Here is a 16,828-nt window from a genome sequence, read left to right as displayed (position 1 = left end):
AAGACTATTGTATCTTAGAATAGGGCGATCGCTACTCTCAACTGTGCTAAAACTCAGGAGATATTCAGTGCGATCGCTCATATACAACTTTTCTTCAGTGTTGTTTTAGCAGAGCAATCACAGTTCAAAATCTTCTTTAATACTGACATCACTGAGACTGACTTCAACACTAAAGCGTTTACCAAGTTCTCCGCGAAAAGGCTTGAGTTGAATATAATTATCTTGATCTCTTGCTTGAACTTCTTGGAGAATTTTTCCGGCTTTAGATAGCAATGTTAGTTTGAAATCGGGATACAAAAATCTCTCCCCGCCTGTTGGATGTAACTGAATCAAAACTCCCATTTTATCATCTGGTGCTGCTGCGATACTCATAAGTAAGGCAACTTTTTGATTACCTAGTTGCATCCCCATGTCTATGAGTTTACATCTTTTTGCACCCTCTTGAACATTCCTGGTACTGAAGGCTAAGTTTGCCTCTGGATTAATCAAGGCATCAATAGTTTGCCAACTTTCATCAAATACGCCTTCTAACCATCTGCTCAATTTATTTTTAGCCTCTTGTAAAGATGTTAACAGTAGATTTGAATTTGTTCCAGTTAGAGGTAGAGGGATAGAGGTTGGTGCTAAGAAACGCGAGTAGAAAATTAAGTGATTCAGTTCAGGATCAAAGAGTTGAAATGGTAGATGGTAGTAACCGTCCTGTAACGGTTGTAGATTAATTTGACTACGATACTTAATTAGATGATCGTAACGTAAAAATCCTCTAATAATTACTTGTTCTTCTTCTTCTAATACCTCAATCACTACATAAAAATGACTGGTTAAGTCTGGTTGATTAATGACATTTTGAGGAAGTTTAACTACTTCATCTAACAAATGTTCAGTGGCTATTAAACTGAGTTTAAACTCACCCACTTGGATATTAACTAAATTTTCGTTAATATTAGCATGACTTTTGATTGGTTGTCCTGGCATCCGTTCACTAAACCATTGTTCAAATGCAAGTGATGCGAGAATGTTTAAATAAGTTTGCCACTGGTGAGCTTCATTAGTTAACTTGTTGCTGCTCTGTTTTGCTTGCTCAAAATGTTCTGATTCAAGCCAGATTGTCTCCGATAGCAACAGTCTTATTTCACTTGGATTCACCGAAGAATTAGTCATTATCTACCTCCTTTTATGTATTTATTAATTTTGTGCAAAGTAAAGACGAATGCTTTGTGCGTATACACTGCTCATGACGCGACTTTTACCTACCCTGAGTTCTTCTGCTGCTGGAGTAAAGATTTCTTCATCAGCAAAAGCTTCAATTTGTTCAGCTAGGGTTTTCAGATAATCTGGTTCTGGAGGAATTTTGGTTAAACCTTTTTCCTCAGCTTTTTTCAAAATATTTTCGAGCAGTTGTTGTACTGTTAGAGTGCGTACCTTGCTCAAAATTTCCCCTGGATTTAAAACTCGTCTAGCTTGATCCCAACTTGTCATTCCTAATCTAGGAGCAATATCTTTGAGAGACATCCCCTCACAGTAATACAGTTTTAAGCCAGGAATGAACTGTTGAGCAAGGGGAGCATACTTTTTGCTTTTTTGCAAGGTAGAGATGCGCGAGCTCATCTCTTTGTCGATGGCATCAGTTAAAGTTAACTTCAGTTGCTCATGTAAAAACGCCAAAAGTTCACTTTGCTCCACATCTAATTCATTGAGAGAATTAGTAGGTATATCTCGTCTGAGCGTATAACTTCCAGTTTCAGGATCTTGAGTTTCCAATGGTTCTCTATAACTCCAGACATCATACTGTCTTAGTTGTGCAGCAATTTGTTTAAGTTCTCTAATTAACTCCACCCCACTGTTAACGATGACATCAAGTGCTTGTAAACTTTTGAGCATTTCTTGCAATTGAGTGCTGGTCGGATCTGGACATCTTTTTGGTCCTTTGGAGCGTGTTTGCAGTCGGTCACGACGGTACACAGCATGAAAGACTTGTACTAAGTGGCGATCGCGTGTAGATAAACGTTCAATTTGTTTAGGTCTAGCTCTATTTAACACCGCCCAGTCACTGAGATGCTTAAAACCAAATTCTGATAAGAAATCTTTAATTTCTGGATTTTGTCTGGTTTGTAAGTAAGCCCAATTGTCCAAACTCATGCTGGAGCGCTCGGTATTGAAAGTTTGCAAAACTTTCACCGAAAAGAACTTGTAAGCTGTTGTCTGAGCTTCACCATTGCGATCAAGGATCAGCTGAGATCTGCCATCTTGATCCAAGATTACCAGAGTTTCACCGTCATCATTAAGAACAAACGGTAACAAATCCTGGTAAGTGAACTGCTTTTCGCCACTGAAGAGATTATCAATTTTTTGACAAGCTTTCAAGATCGGGTCAGAAACATAACATCTCAAACATAGCCCAGCTTGAGCGCGGCTTACGGCATCTATATTAGATGTTTTGGCGTTAAAATACGTCAGCAGAGCAGCTTGAGTTTCTCCGTTCGGAGAATTGACAACTTTTTTGATGACAAACTCCTGCGCTGTGGGAACTAAACTGTATTTGTATCCTAAGTTTTCACTTTTTTGGCTAATTCGCCACATATTCCAGTATCTTGATGAAGCACCCATAGCTGTTGCTAAGCCTCACATTGGACTGACATCGTTACATAAGATAATTAAATGCTAGCTGTTTGACGTTATGCAGTTGAAGGGAGTGGGGGAGTGGGGGAGTGGGGGTGTGTTAATATTTTCAGTTAGTGTGGGGTGGGACTAATCGATGAAAATATACCCACACTCTGTAAAGGGAAACTTGTCATTAAGTCTTGAAAAATATTTACAAAATTTACAATAGCTGTTACATTACTTTACAAAGGTCACTAAACCACAGGAGAAAAATTTCACCTGATTGGTTTAGTCGGACTTTTACCATAAGCGAAGTTCTGATTTGATACAGCTTGGAAAAGGCACCTACTTCAAGGAGTGCTCTAATGTAAGCTGAGTTTTGAAAGTAACAAGTTAATAGACGAACTGGGAGATTCTGCTGTATGTCCTTAACTATTGAGTCGGCGCAAAAGATTTTCTCTAATACTCAAGTTCCGAGTCCGATTCCAGCTACCATAGCACTATTCGATCAACTGAGCATTGACGATCAACTAGCATTACTCTGGTATGCCTACACTGAATTAGGTCGTTCAATTACTCCAGCAGCGCCTGGAGCTGCACGTCTACAACTAGCAGAGGGACTGCTTAACCAAATTAAGCAGATGTCTAATGACGAGCAAATGCAAGTCATGAGAGAACTTGCGGGTAATATTGACACTCCCATCAGCCGTTCTTACGCCAATTTCAGTGTAAACACCAAGCTGGCTTTCTGGTTTGAGTTAGGAGAGTTGATGAAGCAGGGCGTTGTCACTCCCGTTCCAGCTGGCTATCAAATGAGTGAGGGTGTAAAAATAGTACTAGAAGCAATTCAGAAACTCGATCCCGGTCAGCAAATCACAGTACTTCGTAATACTGTAGTAGATATGGGATTCGAGGCAGAAGCTAGTACTGCTGGATACGCAAGAGCTGCAACAGAACCCATGTTCAAGCGTGCTGAGCCTGCTCCTACCAAAGTGACTGTACAAGGGATCACAGAACCTGCAGTACTCAGCTATTTTGAAGCCCTCAACACAGACAACTTTGAAGCAGCTATTGCTTTATTTACGAATGATGGTGCATTACAACCACCATTCCAACAACCGATTGTTGGTCGTGAAGGAATTATCGCATATATGCGTGCAGAAGCACAGGGACTTACTATTATGCCGGAACAAGGCATAAGCGAAGTTCTACCAGATGGTGCTAAGCAATTTAAAGTTACAGGTAAAGTTCAAACTCCTTGGTTTGGTGTGCAAGTTGGAATGAATATTGGCTGGCGATTCTTAATCAATCCCGAAGGCAAAATTTTCTTCGTGGCAATTGATATGTTGGCGTCTCCCCAAGAATTAATGAACCTGCGTCCGAGATAGAGACGTTCCGCCGGAACGTATGTACAACAGCCAGCTTTCGTACTCTTGTTCCCAGTCTCTGACTGGGAATTGCTTTGGCTAGCTGCGTTTATCTCAAACCCAAATCCACGGCGATGCGGTGGGCGCAGGCAAAGCCGGAAAAAGCGACTGCGTTTAAACCTTGACCTGGAAAGGTGCTATCTCCTACACAATATAGTGCGGGGATGGCTGTGCGATTGAAGGGCATACCTAATAATCCTCGCATTTTACGTCGGGGAATTGGTCCGTATGTGCCATCAATACGTCCTAAATAGCGGCGATGGGTACGTGGTGTTCCCACTTCTAAATAATCTAACCCCGCTTCTATACCAGGAAAAATCTTGTCCAAGCGGTTGATGATTCGCTCAGCTGCTTTTTCTTTCTTGAGTTCATACTCTTTAGGTGATAGACGCTGCCAATCTTCTATCCAACTTGGTGTGAATGAGTGAATGATATGATAACCAGGTGGCGCTAAATCTGGATCAAGCAATGTGGGAATTGAGACAAATATGGTACCTTCGGGTTCTGCCATTTTCTCCCAGTTTTCCAGCAGAATATGATGACATTCTATCCCGTTCGCCAATTCAGCTTTTACGCCCATATGCAAACTGAGAAAACTGGGTGACTTTTGATAGCGTTGCTGCCATTTTTTCTCAGCTACAGGTATTTTATTTTGCGGGATCAAGTTCTCAAAAGTATCCCAACGTGTAGCATTGGAAACAATCCGCTTGGCTAGTTGCACTTCCCCATTAGCTAATTGTACACCTACAGCTCTTCCATTTTCTATAATAATTTTTGTTACTCTGGCTTGATATTGAATTCGCCCCCCTGCCTTGACAAGTCCTTCTACTAATTTTTGGGCAATTTGTCCTACTCCACCCTTCGGATAGTTGACTCCGCCATAATGTCTATCAGAAAATACCATCCCAGCATTAATCATGGGTGTCAGATCGGCTGGGACTACAGACCAGCAATAACACTCCATATCGATAAATTTTAATAAGTTGGGGTCTTTAATGTAGCCTCGCGCTACATCTCCTACGTTTTGCGGTAAATACTTTGCTAAACCAAGACAAGATAAAGGATGTTGAAAAAATACCCTGATTAAGTATCGGGGTTCTTCAAGTGACAGCAAATCCATACTGTTGAGGCAGTTAAACACTTGCCAACATTTATCATAAAATTGGCGAATACCCTTGCTTTCGTTAGGGAAATATGCTATGAGATTTTGCAAGAACTTTTCATAATTTCGGTCAACTTTGAGATTTAAATTATTGGGTAGATGGTAATGAATCTGTACAGGGTCGGGTATAACTTCTAAACTAACGTTGACTGCTTTCAAGGCACGAGTTAGTAAGTTGGTGCTGCCGTTTTGTCCAAACCCAAAAATCATCGACGCCCCAACATCAAATCGATAACCTTGCCGTTCAAAATAGCCAGCACTGCCGCCCGGTATCAAGTAGCGTTCTAAAACCAGTACTTTAGCACCTTTGGCTGCTAGCTGGGTCGCTGTTACTAAGCCACCAATTCCGCTACCAATGACTATGACATCAAATTGCATAGAGTTGTCGAACAGTTAACACTTAACTGTTCACAAAATAATAACAAAAAAGAGGGACAAGCCTGCTGCTGCTGGCTAATCCCGTCTGCCGATCCTTAAAGAGAGGAGAACACTGAAAAACAATATAACCTTGATTGAGAATCTATGTCAACTATAAATGAAAAATATTATCAACTATTTGGGAGAACTGGATTTGGTGTTTCGTACAACTACAATTTTTTGTAGAGACGCGATTAATCGCGTCTCTACAATCATGGTAAGCAGTACTGTTTAAGGAGTATGATAATTCAGTTGTTATACACTCTTTCTTGCGCCTATTTCTGGCTATGACACTACAATTGCATATTTATGTTCCACCTCACCCCTTAATTAAGCACTGGTTGACAGTTGCCCGTGATGCTGCTACACCTTCAGTGTTATTCCGTAGTGCCATAACTGAATTGGGACGCTGGTTGACTTATGAAGCGGCGCGGGAGTGGTTGCCTACACAAGATATCACTGTGCAAAGTCCTTTGGCTTCATGTCCTGCCACTTTAATCAATCCAGAGATACCAGTGGCAGTAGTACCTATTCTACGGGCAGGGCTGGGATTACTAGAGGGAGCGCAAACTGTATTACCCTTGGCATCGATTTACCATCTTGGTTTAGAACGAGATGAAACAACTCTACAACCTCGTTGTTATTTGAACAAATTGCCCGAAAAACTCGCTCCTAGTACACGAGTATTAGTCACAGATCCCATGTTGGCAACAGGAGGGTCTATAATGGCAGCAATGGCAGAGTTAACAAGACGAGGTGTCGATCCCGCCCTGACACGAATTATTTGTGTAGTGGCAGCTCCCCCAGCTTTGCAAAAACTGAGCGCTGCTTATCCGGGTTTAATTATTTATACTGCCACAATTGATGAAACGGTTAATAATCAAGGATTTATTGTCCCAGGATTGGGAGATGCAGGCGATCGCATCTTTGGCACTTAAGTTAGTATGCAGCTAGAACAACTATGCTATGTGCAGCATTTTTTTGAGGCGGTAATATGAAAGAGCGAGACGGTTTTGCAAGCGGTTTCTTAGTAGGAGCGATTTTTGGTAGTGTAGTTGGAGGTATTGTGGGCGCACTAGTTACTTACCGACGTGATGATCCAGAATTAGCAGCATCCGAGCGTCAGATACCCGAAGCGAAAAAAGCATCTACCGCCAAAAGAAGTCAAATGAGAGCCTTAGATAACGAAGGCGAGATGGAAATGGCGCGGCGAAGTCTAGAAGATAAAATTGCCCAACTTAATGCCACAATTGATGAAGTGCGACAGCAATTAGGGGATGTCAATGATAGTCCCCAAAAATCAATGAGCGATCGCTCTTCAGTACGCGAAGAGTTACGCTAGCACCACTGTGCGTTCGTCAAAAGTCCATGATAGTTATATTCTCAGCTTTTGCGCCGTTTTCAATGGTAGCTTTATTTCCGCCACGATGTGCTCATGCTGGCAAAAGTGTAGTTGACTCGACATAAAACTCATAAACGATCATCCTCAGCTACATGCAGCATCACAGCGGCTCAATTAAAATCAAAGATAAGACCGATGAATAACAATTAACAGGATTAAGCACTCATGGATTTAACTCTACTGGTTGTAGTATTACTTCGTTTCATACAGATTTATAGTTTCTTGTTACTGATCAGAGTTCTGTTAACATGGTTTCCCAGCATTAACTGGTACAATCAACCATTTGCTGCTTTAAGCCAAATCACAGATCCTTATCTCAATCTTTTTCGTTCCATAATTCCTCCCTTGGGCGGAATTGACTTTTCCCCAATCTTAGCCTTCTTGTTACTTAACTTAGTTAGTAGCGGGTTACAAGGATTTGCATAGGTACAAACCTTAAATTTGCCATTGCTGAATTAAGGGATGATTCTTGTGGGGTAGGCATCCTGCCTGCTCCCGATTATAAAGTACGGGCTGTCAAGCCCATCCCACAAGAAATTTTTGTTCATCCCGCATTCTATGCAACGCGATTAACGTCGTACTTGAGCGCTAAATCCAGCCGCTTTAAACTGCTTAAGCTTCAAAGGTAACGGCTGATTAGCAGGTACAGAAATTCTCAATTCAAAATCGCTATTACCTGGTGGTACTTCCGCAATCGATCCCAGACGGGTGCGGTTTTGCATTACTGAGTCATTATTAGCATCATAAATGCGTCCAAAAATATCTGCATCGTAAACTGTTTTATTAGTAGTATTTTCCGCAATGCCTGTAACAATAAAGCAGTTGGCAGTCATGGTAGTGCCACCACTAGTCACAGCACCTTTGGCTAGTTCTGGTGGACATTGTTGATATGAAAGATTAGATAATTTAATCTGTGTCAGCGCCAAAGCGCTAGGAGTATACACCCACGACACAAACCCGATGACGCAGGAAATGAAGATAACCGCGAGTGAGCGCAAACGCATAAAAGACACCACAGAATCAATATTATAGATAAGTTTTAAACTCAGCATACCCCGAAATTCCACCTTAAGGGACTAGAGAGTTGCTTTTAATTTTTGTAATAATAATGAGAATAAAACTCTCAATTGCCATATAACTTATGAGTCCAGATGAGATTGAAGCAGCAATTATCGCAGCGTTTAATCGTTGTGATGCAGCTAGCTGCCCTCTCACTGATGCCCAAAAACAAATATTACTACAGGTAGCTGCGTCTGTGGGAGCTAACGTAGAGTTTGCTAATCCCTTAGATGAACTTAATCCAGAAGAATTACAGGCGTTTTTACAGTTCGTCAAAGTACAGACAGAACAAAATCGCTCTTGGAAAGCGCAATTACTCAACGACTGGCTACGTGAAAATGATTCGGGCGCAGTACAGTTTATTCGCAAACGCTACGGTTTGCAGTGGCTCGATCGCGTGGAGACGTATCATTTGAATAAGTATTCACCGTCAACACAGTTAAAGGTAGGCGATCGCATAGAAGTTTGCAATGCATTATGGGAATGGGTACAAGAAAATGGTCCTTGTACACCTGAATGGTTCTCCTGTATTGTGATTGGCGTTAGTAATGGTAATGATTCATCTACCAATTGTACGATCCGCTTCAGCAATGGTGTTGAATATGAAATTCAAGGCATCTACGAATGGAATCGCTACAATTGGCGATTACCCGTGCGGTAGAGACGCTCCGCCGGAGCGTCTCTACATTCCCGTTACCAAATATTCCTCCACTGCATGGCGCATTACATCTACAGGTACAGTTTCCCGTTGCAACCAAATTTTTAATGCTGCTGCACCTTGTTGAACTAACATTTCTAATCCATCAATGGCTATAGCACCTACTTGCTCTGCTTGTTGAAGAAATTTCGTCTGTCTGGGGGTATAAATTAAGTCGTAAGCAATTGCTCCTTTAGGTAGTTGTGCTATTTCCTCCACACTCAATGGCGACTCATCTATTTTGGGATACATACCGATGGGTGTGGTGTTAATCAGTAAGTCGGTTTGTGCAATTAAATTTGGTAGTATGTCCCAGTTACTGGTTTGTAGATTGAGTGCTAGGGAAGAGTTATTCCAACTGTTGTGGAATTCTTTGAGTTTTTGCTCGTTGCGCCCGACTACGTAAATTTCTTTACAACCAAGTTGCGCAGAAGCGCTCACAACTGCTCTTGCTGCGCCTCCGTTGCCTAAGATTACTGCTGTTTTTTGGCTCCAATCTTGCTGATATGTTTGCAAGGGGGCGAGGAATCCGATGATGTCAGTGTTTGTACCGATGAATTGGTTGTTTTTGTAGGTGACGGTGTTGACTGCTCCTACTGTTTGGGCTAGAGGTTCTATGTGGGAGAGGAGGGGTAGTATTGCTTGTTTGTGGGGAATTGTGACGTTGAAGCCTACTATGTCTATGGTGGCGAAGCCTTGGATTGCTGTTTGTAGGTTTTGTGGTTCGATGGGGAAGGGGATGTAGATGTAGTCTAGTCCTAAGTGATTGATGGCTGCGTTTTGCATTATGGGTGAGAGTGAGTGTTCGACTGGGTGTCCGATTATTCCTAGTAGTTTGGTTTTGCCTGTGATGTGTTGCATTTTTTTTAACCGCCAAGACGCCAAGAGCGCCAAGAGAAGAGGGATAGGGTATAGGTTATCAGTTAAGTGATGGAGAGGATTGAGCTACAATTGTTAAAGATACTTAATATTTTGTAGTGTTTATGCAGGGAAGTGTGGCCTTTTCTACTATTCCAATTCCTGGTAGGTTTTGGCAGTGGCGGGGGCATAGTGTTTATTATGTGCAGGCGGGGGAGAGGCGTTCTAATCGTCCTCCTTTGCTTTTGGTGCACGGTTTTGGTGCTTCAACCGATCATTGGCGGAAGAATATTAGCGGTTTGTGTGATGAGTTTGAGGTGTTTGCAATCGATTTGTTGGGGTTTGGGCGATCGGCTAAGCCTAAGTTGGAGTATAGTGGTGATTTGTGGCGTGACCAATTGCGGGATTTTATTTCTTCTGTGATTGGTGAGAAGGCTGTTTTGGTGGGTAATTCTTTGGGTGGCTATGCTAGTTTGTGTGTTGCTGCACAATGTCCTGAGGTGGCGGCTGGTGTAGTATTGCTTAATAGTGCTGGTCCTTTTAGCGAGAATCAACCTTCTGTTGAAGCTGAGGCTTTGCAGTCGGAAATTCAGCCTCCTAAACAAAGTGAGCAGTTGCAAAGATTGTTGGGTGATGTTGTTAAATGGATTTTTCAGCAGCCTTGGGCGCGGTTTGTTTTGTTTCAGTATATACGTCAACCTTGGGTTATTCGTCAAACGTTAGAGAAGGTTTATCTTGACAAAAGTGCGATTACGGATCAACTTATAGAGGAGATTCAGCGCCCTGCTGCCGATACTGGTGCTTTTGATGTGTTTTCTTCGGTTTTTAGTACTCCTCAGGGGGAAAAAGTTGATGTGCTTCTGCAAAAATTAACTTGTCCTCTTTTGCTATTGTGGGGAGAGGCTGATCCTTGGATTAATGCTAGAGAGCGTTCAAGGCAGTTTCGCAAATATTATCCCGAACTTACAGAATACTTTATCAGGGCTGGTCATTGTCCTCACGATGAAGTACCTCAACAGGTTAATTCTTTGTTACGTGATTGGATTTTGTCTATTGGACATCCATGAAAAATAATGTAGAGACGTTCCGGCGGAACGTCTCTACACAGATTATGGATAATGTCTGAAGATGTCTATTTAAAAACGCGAAAACCTGGTTAAGGAACCAGGTTTTTTAGTTTAATCTGCAAAAATTTAGTTAACAAACAATTCAATAAATAGGGTGGACAAAACTATCAGTCAATTCAGCACACTCTTGTTTTTCCGCTTTGGGATTTGGCTTCGCCTTGTCACTTCGGCGCTGTGCCACACTATATAGTTGTATGCTGGAATTCACTTGGGCGGCTGACGGGGGACACTATGTCATTTGCCCTTTTCAGTTTGGTTTTAGTTTTGTTTGGTGTCCTATTTATTAAGTTAGCACCGAAATTAGAAGTGGTTACTCTTTGTTTACTAAAGTTTACAATCAGGTTGATTCTGCTGGTTAGTTAGTGGAATTTCTAAAACCTTTTTCACTTAATAATATATTTGCCCAAGTTGCCTTTTCTTCCGATAATGGTGGTACTGAGGGTTGTGTGTAATCTATTCTCAAGTCATAGCCTGCTTGGTCATAAACCTCATTCAACAAGTGTTGCAAATCTAAGATAGGTTCTGTATCTAATGGTTGCAAAGGTACATGAAAAGCAGGAATCTGGTCTTTTACACTAAACGCATAGAGGTCAGAAACTGGTCGTTTATCCCCTCGACTGATGAGAATACGATAGTCACTAGTGCCAGTATATTTTAAGATGGGCATCTGGGGTAAACTGCGAAGTAAATCAATTTCCACAAAATGTGTTGCTGTTGCTAAGATTTGCCGTCGCTTACTTTCATAAGCAATTCGTCCTTCACCTGATCGCTTGTTCTTGGGTGAGAGAATTTCCACTACAGTTATGACTTGTTTGGTGGCGTTTTCACGAATTTCTAAATAGCCCTCATGTACCTCTTCTAACATCGGTACTTCTACCTGAACAGGTATTGTTTGTGTTGTTGATGCGGTTTCCACTGTCGTAGGTTGGAGGTTCCCTCTTTGCCGAGAATAAATCGTTGTATCAGGAATTCCCACGAGGACTGTATCTTCTAAGGTAGTCAGATAAGTACGTTTTTCAATTGCAACTTGGTACTTTGGACGTAAAGGAGGAGCAAGGGCAATGGCTATTGCTGTAATCAGCCGATGATGCACCTCAGCCCAAAACTCAGGATTTTCGAGATACGGATCCATTCCGGGAAAAGGTGAGGGCATAACAAAACCTCATGTACTCACAGATAAGTTGATTTTAGCAGTGCATAAGTAGGTTGGACTTGCTCCTATTAAAAATGTAGAACTAGGAAAAATCCATATTATGCTCTATTTGTAAAGTGCATAAGTCTTACTGATTGGGGCTACTCAGGGGTATTGCATCTATGGCAGAAATTAAACGTAATCTGGCAGTAGTTGTTGGTATTAATCAGTACATTAATTGCATCCCAGTATTAAAAACCGCTGTGAATGATGCTACCAAACTTGCTCACATCTTAGAAACTAAGTACCAATACCAAGTTCTTTTATTATTAGACAGTGAGGCAAATTACGCAAAACTGTATCATCTATTCACTACCTTGGAAAAGCAGAAGTTCCTTTTAGCAGATGGTAGTACCATTCAACTTCAACCAGATGATCGTATCCTTTTTTACTTTGCAGGACATGGCATTGCTCTAGATACATTGGATTGTAGTGATGGTCCTGCTGGTTATTTGGTTCCCCAAGATGCGCGACTGGATGATAGTGCTAGCTTGTTGCCCATGAAGCGACTGCATGATGCTCTGCTCACGTTACCATGCCGTCATTTATTGGTTATCCTCGACTGCTGCTTTGCTGGGGCGTTTCGTTGGTCCGGCTCGCGCGAAGCAGTGCGACGCTCAAAAATGTATCGCGAACGCTATGAACGCTTCATTTCTGGTTGTGCGCAACAGGTGATTACCTCCGCTGCTGATGACGAAAAAGCCGCCGACTTCTTGTATCGATTAGGACAGCGCAGAGAGCATGATGGACATTCACCTTTTGCTGAATTGCTGTTTGCAGCACTAGAGGGTGCAGCAGATTTAAGCAACGATGGTGTAATTACAGCAACTGAATTATACGTGTATTTACATAGTGAATTACTGAATATAAGTGCTAGACAAACCCCTGGATTTTGTCAACTCAAACGCCATGATAAGGGCGAGTACATCTTTACTGTTCCTGAATTTGACCCTAATAACTTAAAATCAGCACCCGTACTGGATGAAAGTAAAAATCCTTATCGCGGCTTGGAATCGTTTGAACTTGAACATAGCAAACTGTTTTTTGGGAGGAAAACGTTAATTGAAAAGCTAAAAAGTTTCGTTACCAATCATTCATTAACAGTAGTGCTAGGTGCATCCGGTTCTGGCAAATCTAGCTTAGTGAAAGCGGGCTTGATTGCACAGTTGAAGCAGGACGAGCAACAATGGCGCATCCTCGCTCCCATTCGTCCGGGTGAGTCTCCGTTTACAGCTTTGAATAATACGCTGATCATGGAGAACTTGCCAGTTTTTACGCAACCAGACTTGGCTTTTGAGCAAGATTTGCAGACACTAGCTCAATCTGTGAAAGTTTGGAGTGAAGCTCATCCTAATACCAAACTGCTGCTAGTGATTGACCAATTTGAAGAATTAGTTACCCTGTGTCGCAATGACTTGGAGCGTATAAAGTTCTTAAGTGGGTTAGCAAGGGCAATCAAAGCTTTTGCAAACCAGTTACGGATTGTGGTAACTGTACGTTCCGACTTTGAGCCGCAATTTCAAAATACAGCTTTAGAACCATATTGGCAACAAGCTCGGTTTATAGTCCCAGCAATGACACGGGATGAATTGCGTCAAGTAATTGTCGAACCAGCTGCTTGTCGGGTGATGTATTTTGAACCATCTACTCTAGTAGAGCAGTTGATTGATGAAGTCATCCAAATGCCAGCTGCTTTGCCATTGCTATCTTTTACGCTGAGCGAACTTTACCTAAAATATATTAGAAGCGCATCACAGAATAAAAGAAATAATCGCGCAATTACTCAACAAGATTACGAGGAATTAGGTGGAGTCACGCGCAGTCTCACTCAAAGAGCAGATTATGAATATGAGCAGTTAGTTAAACTTGACCCAGTATATGCTCAAACCATCAAGCACGTCATGCTCAGAATGGTGGCATTAGGAGGTGGTGAGTTATCTCGTAGACGGGTATTTCTGACTGAATTAAAGTATCCAAAGCCAGAAAATCAGCGGGTACAGTTGGTGATTGAACGTTTCGCAGCCGCACGCCTATTGGTGCAAGGACAAGATACAGAAGGTAATATTTATGTTGAGCCTGCACATGATTTCTTAGTTCGGGGATGGCAAAAGCTGCAGACATGGAAAGATCAAGAATTAGGTTCTCTGCTACTACAACGTGAACTTACGCCTACTGCTAACAAATGGGCAACTCAAAGGAGGGATAAACAAGCTCTTGGTCTTTTATGGAATGATGATCCTCGCCTACCATTAATACAGCAATTACTTAAGTTCGATCCTAGCTGGTTGAATTCTTTGGAGTTGGAATTTTTTGAACACAGCATTGAGCATAAACGAAATAAACTCGGACGTTTGATTAGCTCTGTAGTTTTTGTGATTGTAGCGCTGAGCGGATTAACTATGTTTGCTTTTGCTCAACGTCAGTTTGCTTTTGAAGAGGAAATTAAGGGATTAACTTCTTTGTCAGAATCTAATCTTCTTCGTGACGATCAACTCGGAGCAATGATTGCGATCGCCAAGGCAGGTAAGCAATTGAAACACATACCTTGGGTAAATAAAAAACTCCGCGAACAGGTTACACGGACTTGGAGGCAGAAAGTCTACAACATTCAAGAACACAAACGATTAGAGGGGCATAAAGCATCTATTATTAGTGTAAGTTTTAGTCCAGATGGTAAGACAATTGCTACTGCCAGTAAAGACAAAACCGCCAAACTTTGGAGTCTTGATGGTCAGCAATTACAGACACTGCACGGACATACTGAGCAGGTTTTGAGTGTTAATTTCAGCCCCAATGGTAAGACAATTGCTACTGCCAGTGGTGATAAAACTTTCAAAATATGGAATCTTAATGGTAAACTCATTCGTACTTTTACTGCACACAATGGTGAAATATATAACATAATTTTTAGCCCCGATGGGCGACTGCTTGTCACTGCCAGTGCCGATCAAACCGTCAAACTTTGGAATCAGGAAGGTCAATTACTCAAAACACTCAAAGGGCATACTGCTGATGTATTGAGCGTGAGTTTTAGCCCGGATGGTAAAACGATTGCTACTGCAAGTCAGGACGGTACTGCCAAACTCTGGAATCTTAAAGGTCAATTACTCAAAATACTGCGCGGACATGACGGTTGGATCTGGCGTGTACGTTTTAGCCCCGACGGTAAAACAATTGCTACCGCCAGTGATGATAAAACCGTCAAACTTTGGAATCAGGAAGGTCAATTACTCAAAACACTTAAAGAGCATGGTGGTTCGGTCTATGATGTGAATTTTAGCCCTGACGGCAAGACAATTGCTACTGCCAATGAGGACGGTACAATTAAACTCTGGAACCTTGACGCTCAGCTACTCCAAACTCTCAAGGGACATAACAAGCAGGTAAATAGCGTAAGTTTCAGTCCAGACGGAAAGACGATCGCCACTGCCAGTAGAGATGGTACTGTTAAACTCTGGAGCCAGGATATTGAAGAACTCAACATCATATCGCGAGGACATCAAGATTGGATCTTCGATGTAAGTTTTAGTCCCGACGGAAAGACAATTGCCACTGCTAGTAAAGATGGTACTGCTAAACTTTGGCGCTCTAACGGTCAGTTACTCCAAACCTTGAAGGGACATAAAGTTACAGTTAATCGCGTGAGTTTTAGTCCCGACGGAAAGACAATTGCTACTGCAAGTCAGGACGGTACTGCCAAACTCTGGAACTTAAATGGTCTGCTACTTCATACCATGAAAGGACATAAAGATGGAGTCTCTAGCGTAAGTTTTAGCCCCGACGGTAAAATAATTGCTACTGCCAATTCGGACGGTACTGTCAAACTCTGGAGCCTTCATGGTCAACTACTTCAAACTCTCACAGTGCATCCCAAGGCAGTTCGGGACGTGAGTTTTAGTCCAGACGGCAAGACAATTGCTACTGCCAGTTTGGACGGTACTGCTAAACTCTGGAGCCTCCATGGTCAACTACGCCAAACTCTCATGGGGAATTCTAGTTATGTTTACGACCTAAGTTTCAGTCCTGATGGTAAAACAATTGCTACAGCCAATGAAGACGGGACTGTCAAACTTTGGAACTTAGACGGTCAACTACTTAAAAATCTTCCCGGTCATTCTGGTGCTGTTTTGAGGGTGAGTTTTAGTCCCGACAGTAAGACAATTGCTACAGCAAGTACCAATGGTCCAGCTAAACTCTGGAGCATCAACGGCGAGGAACTTCAAACTTTAAGCAGCTATTCTGGTAATGTCTTGGGTGTGAGCTTCAGCCTTGACGGTAAGACAATTGCCACTGTTGATGACGAGCGACTTTTAATTTTATGGAAGTTTAATTTAGATTTACCTCAGTTAGAAGTAATAGCTTGTAAATGGCTCAGGAATTATCTTAAGTACAAACCAAACGTAGAAAAGAGCGATCGCAATCTCTGCCAGTAAATTCAGGAATTTATGTATCTAAAGTGAAGTATATAAGTGAAACCCCAATAAACAAAAAATACTACAAAGCTCAATTTTTAGGAGGTTAGATAAAAGTTATGGGAATTCCAACAAACGAAAAGGACTGTAAAAAACAAGGCGGGAAATGGTCTAAATCGGAGCAGGCATGTAAACTACCACAAACTGCACGGTTTATATCGGGGCGGGTAGGTACTCCACCAGAAAACGCTCTTCGTAGTGTTTAAATTAGAGGTAGATGAGCCGCTCCTGTGAAAAACTCACGGTCAGTAGTAGCATGTACATCGCTAGGCTATCATTTGTCAAGTGTCAATTGTCCTTTGTGACTAATGACACTTTTTGGCGATCTCTCTGGCTGTAATTAGGGCTTGCTGAAAAACTCAATAAAAAGCCATAGGAGGATTAGTAAAATATTCAAGCAAGAGTTATAGATAA

Annotated in this window: 14 protein-coding genes; 8 read left to right on the top strand and 6 right to left on the bottom strand. The window is 41.9% G+C overall.

Features of this window, described 5'->3' with window-relative positions:
* Positions 1-117 precede the first annotated feature (117 nt).
* Both ICL16_RS25890 and ICL16_RS25885 read right to left on the bottom strand, forming a co-directional pair.
* Positions 118-1,161: a DUF1822 family protein gene (locus ICL16_RS25890; RefSeq protein WP_190833758.1), complete on the bottom strand. Its 1,044-nt coding sequence runs from the start codon at positions 1,159-1,161 to the stop codon at positions 118-120.
* Positions 1,162-1,185: 24 nt separating this feature from the next.
* Entirely contained in the window at positions 1,186-2,607 is a 1,422-nt protein-coding gene (locus ICL16_RS25885; protein WP_190833756.1) for a sigma-70 family RNA polymerase sigma factor, read from the bottom strand.
* A 416-nt stretch (positions 2,608-3,023) separates the two neighbouring features.
* On the opposite strand from ICL16_RS25885, the gene ICL16_RS25880 reads away from it, so the two are divergent.
* Entirely contained in the window at positions 3,024-3,989 is a 966-nt protein-coding gene (locus ICL16_RS25880) for an orange carotenoid protein N-terminal domain-containing protein (protein ID WP_190833754.1), read from the top strand.
* A gap of 88 nt (positions 3,990-4,077) precedes the next feature.
* Here ICL16_RS25880 and crtH read toward each other — a convergent pair whose 3' ends face one another.
* Positions 4,078-5,568 carry a carotenoid isomerase gene (crtH, locus tag ICL16_RS25875; RefSeq protein ID WP_190833752.1) on the bottom strand — a complete coding sequence of 497 codons (1,491 nt, stop codon included), beginning with the start codon at positions 5,566-5,568 and terminating at the stop codon, positions 4,078-4,080.
* Between the two features lie 326 nt (positions 5,569-5,894).
* Here crtH and upp point away from each other — a divergent pair, with 326 nt between their 5' ends.
* The 3 genes from upp to ICL16_RS25860 all read left to right on the top strand — a co-directional run bounded on the left by upp (position 5,895) and on the right by ICL16_RS25860 (position 7,435).
* Positions 5,895-6,545 (top strand): uracil phosphoribosyltransferase, encoded by a 651-nt coding sequence (gene upp / locus ICL16_RS25870; RefSeq protein WP_190833750.1) that lies wholly within the window; start codon positions 5,895-5,897, stop codon positions 6,543-6,545.
* A 56-nt stretch (positions 6,546-6,601) separates the two neighbouring features.
* On the top strand, positions 6,602-6,949 hold the full coding sequence (locus ICL16_RS25865; protein WP_190833748.1) for a ssl2009 family thylakoid membrane protein: 348 nt from the start codon (positions 6,602-6,604) through the stop codon (positions 6,947-6,949).
* 225 nt (positions 6,950-7,174) lie between these two features.
* Positions 7,175-7,435, top strand: a complete 261-nt coding sequence (locus ICL16_RS25860; protein WP_190833746.1) for a YggT family protein — start codon at positions 7,175-7,177, stop codon at positions 7,433-7,435.
* Between the two features lie 143 nt (positions 7,436-7,578).
* Here the strand turns inward: ICL16_RS25860 and ICL16_RS25855 are convergent, their stop codons facing one another.
* A complete protein-coding gene (locus ICL16_RS25855) occupies positions 7,579-8,013 on the bottom strand; it encodes a hypothetical protein (RefSeq protein WP_190833744.1) in 435 nt (144 codons plus the stop codon).
* Positions 8,014-8,150: 137 nt separating this feature from the next.
* Here ICL16_RS25855 and ICL16_RS25850 point away from each other — a divergent pair, with 137 nt between their 5' ends.
* Positions 8,151-8,729 (top strand): class I SAM-dependent methyltransferase, encoded by a 579-nt coding sequence (locus ICL16_RS25850; RefSeq protein ID WP_190833742.1) that lies wholly within the window; start codon positions 8,151-8,153, stop codon positions 8,727-8,729.
* Between the two features lie 21 nt (positions 8,730-8,750).
* Here the strand turns inward: ICL16_RS25850 and ICL16_RS25845 are convergent, their stop codons facing one another.
* Complete coding sequence (locus ICL16_RS25845) at positions 8,751-9,626, bottom strand: shikimate dehydrogenase (protein ID WP_190833740.1); 876 nt, start codon at positions 9,624-9,626, stop codon at positions 8,751-8,753.
* Positions 9,627-9,748: 122 nt separating this feature from the next.
* On the opposite strand from ICL16_RS25845, the gene ICL16_RS25840 reads away from it, so the two are divergent.
* Positions 9,749-10,690 carry an alpha/beta fold hydrolase gene (locus tag ICL16_RS25840; RefSeq protein ID WP_190833738.1) on the top strand — a complete coding sequence of 314 codons (942 nt, stop codon included), beginning with the start codon at positions 9,749-9,751 and terminating at the stop codon, positions 10,688-10,690.
* A gap of 415 nt (positions 10,691-11,105) precedes the next feature.
* Here the strand turns inward: ICL16_RS25840 and ICL16_RS25835 are convergent, their stop codons facing one another.
* A complete protein-coding gene (locus tag ICL16_RS25835) occupies positions 11,106-11,903 on the bottom strand; it encodes a DUF4058 family protein (protein ID WP_190833736.1) in 798 nt (265 codons plus the stop codon).
* Positions 11,904-12,064: 161 nt separating this feature from the next.
* Between ICL16_RS25835 and ICL16_RS25830 the strand changes: the two genes are divergently transcribed.
* Together ICL16_RS25830 and ICL16_RS25825 are read left to right on the top strand one after the other, a co-directional pair.
* Positions 12,065-16,375 carry an nSTAND1 domain-containing NTPase gene (locus ICL16_RS25830; RefSeq protein WP_190833733.1) on the top strand — a complete coding sequence of 1,437 codons (4,311 nt, stop codon included), beginning with the start codon at positions 12,065-12,067 and terminating at the stop codon, positions 16,373-16,375.
* A gap of 98 nt (positions 16,376-16,473) precedes the next feature.
* Complete coding sequence (locus ICL16_RS25825) at positions 16,474-16,620, top strand: hypothetical protein (RefSeq protein WP_190833723.1); 147 nt, start codon at positions 16,474-16,476, stop codon at positions 16,618-16,620.
* Positions 16,621-16,828: the final 208 nt, after the last annotated feature.

The organism is Iningainema tapete BLCC-T55 (assembly GCF_014698965.1).
Classification (GTDB): Bacteria; Cyanobacteriota; Cyanobacteriia; order Cyanobacteriales; family Nostocaceae; genus Iningainema; species Iningainema tapete.
Note: the sequence above shows the minus strand (reverse complement) of the source record. Positions and strands in the feature narration are given on the sequence as shown.

Excerpts from the sequence above, each read along its gene's own strand:
- ICL16_RS25890 (WP_190833758.1), bottom strand. The coding sequence starts at position 1,161 with ATGACTAATTCTTCGGTGAATCCAAGTGAAATAAGACTGTTGCTATCG.
- ICL16_RS25885 (WP_190833756.1), bottom strand. The coding sequence starts at position 2,607 with ATGGGTGCTTCATCAAGATACTGGAATATGTGGCGAATTAGCCAAAAA.
- ICL16_RS25880 (WP_190833754.1), top strand. The coding sequence starts at position 3,024 with ATGTCCTTAACTATTGAGTCGGCGCAAAAGATTTTCTCTAATACTCAA.
- crtH (WP_190833752.1), bottom strand. The coding sequence starts at position 5,568 with ATGCAATTTGATGTCATAGTCATTGGTAGCGGAATTGGTGGCTTAGTA.
- upp (WP_190833750.1), top strand. The coding sequence starts at position 5,895 with ATGACACTACAATTGCATATTTATGTTCCACCTCACCCCTTAATTAAG.
- ICL16_RS25865 (WP_190833748.1), top strand. The coding sequence starts at position 6,602 with ATGAAAGAGCGAGACGGTTTTGCAAGCGGTTTCTTAGTAGGAGCGATT.
- ICL16_RS25860 (WP_190833746.1), top strand. The coding sequence starts at position 7,175 with ATGGATTTAACTCTACTGGTTGTAGTATTACTTCGTTTCATACAGATT.
- ICL16_RS25855 (WP_190833744.1), bottom strand. The coding sequence starts at position 8,013 with ATGCGTTTGCGCTCACTCGCGGTTATCTTCATTTCCTGCGTCATCGGG.
- ICL16_RS25850 (WP_190833742.1), top strand. The coding sequence starts at position 8,151 with ATGAGTCCAGATGAGATTGAAGCAGCAATTATCGCAGCGTTTAATCGT.
- ICL16_RS25845 (WP_190833740.1), bottom strand. The coding sequence starts at position 9,626 with ATGCAACACATCACAGGCAAAACCAAACTACTAGGAATAATCGGACAC.
- ICL16_RS25840 (WP_190833738.1), top strand. The coding sequence starts at position 9,749 with ATGCAGGGAAGTGTGGCCTTTTCTACTATTCCAATTCCTGGTAGGTTT.
- ICL16_RS25835 (WP_190833736.1), bottom strand. The coding sequence starts at position 11,903 with ATGCCCTCACCTTTTCCCGGAATGGATCCGTATCTCGAAAATCCTGAG.
- ICL16_RS25830 (WP_190833733.1), top strand. The coding sequence starts at position 12,065 with ATGGCAGAAATTAAACGTAATCTGGCAGTAGTTGTTGGTATTAATCAG.
- ICL16_RS25825 (WP_190833723.1), top strand. The coding sequence starts at position 16,474 with ATGGGAATTCCAACAAACGAAAAGGACTGTAAAAAACAAGGCGGGAAA.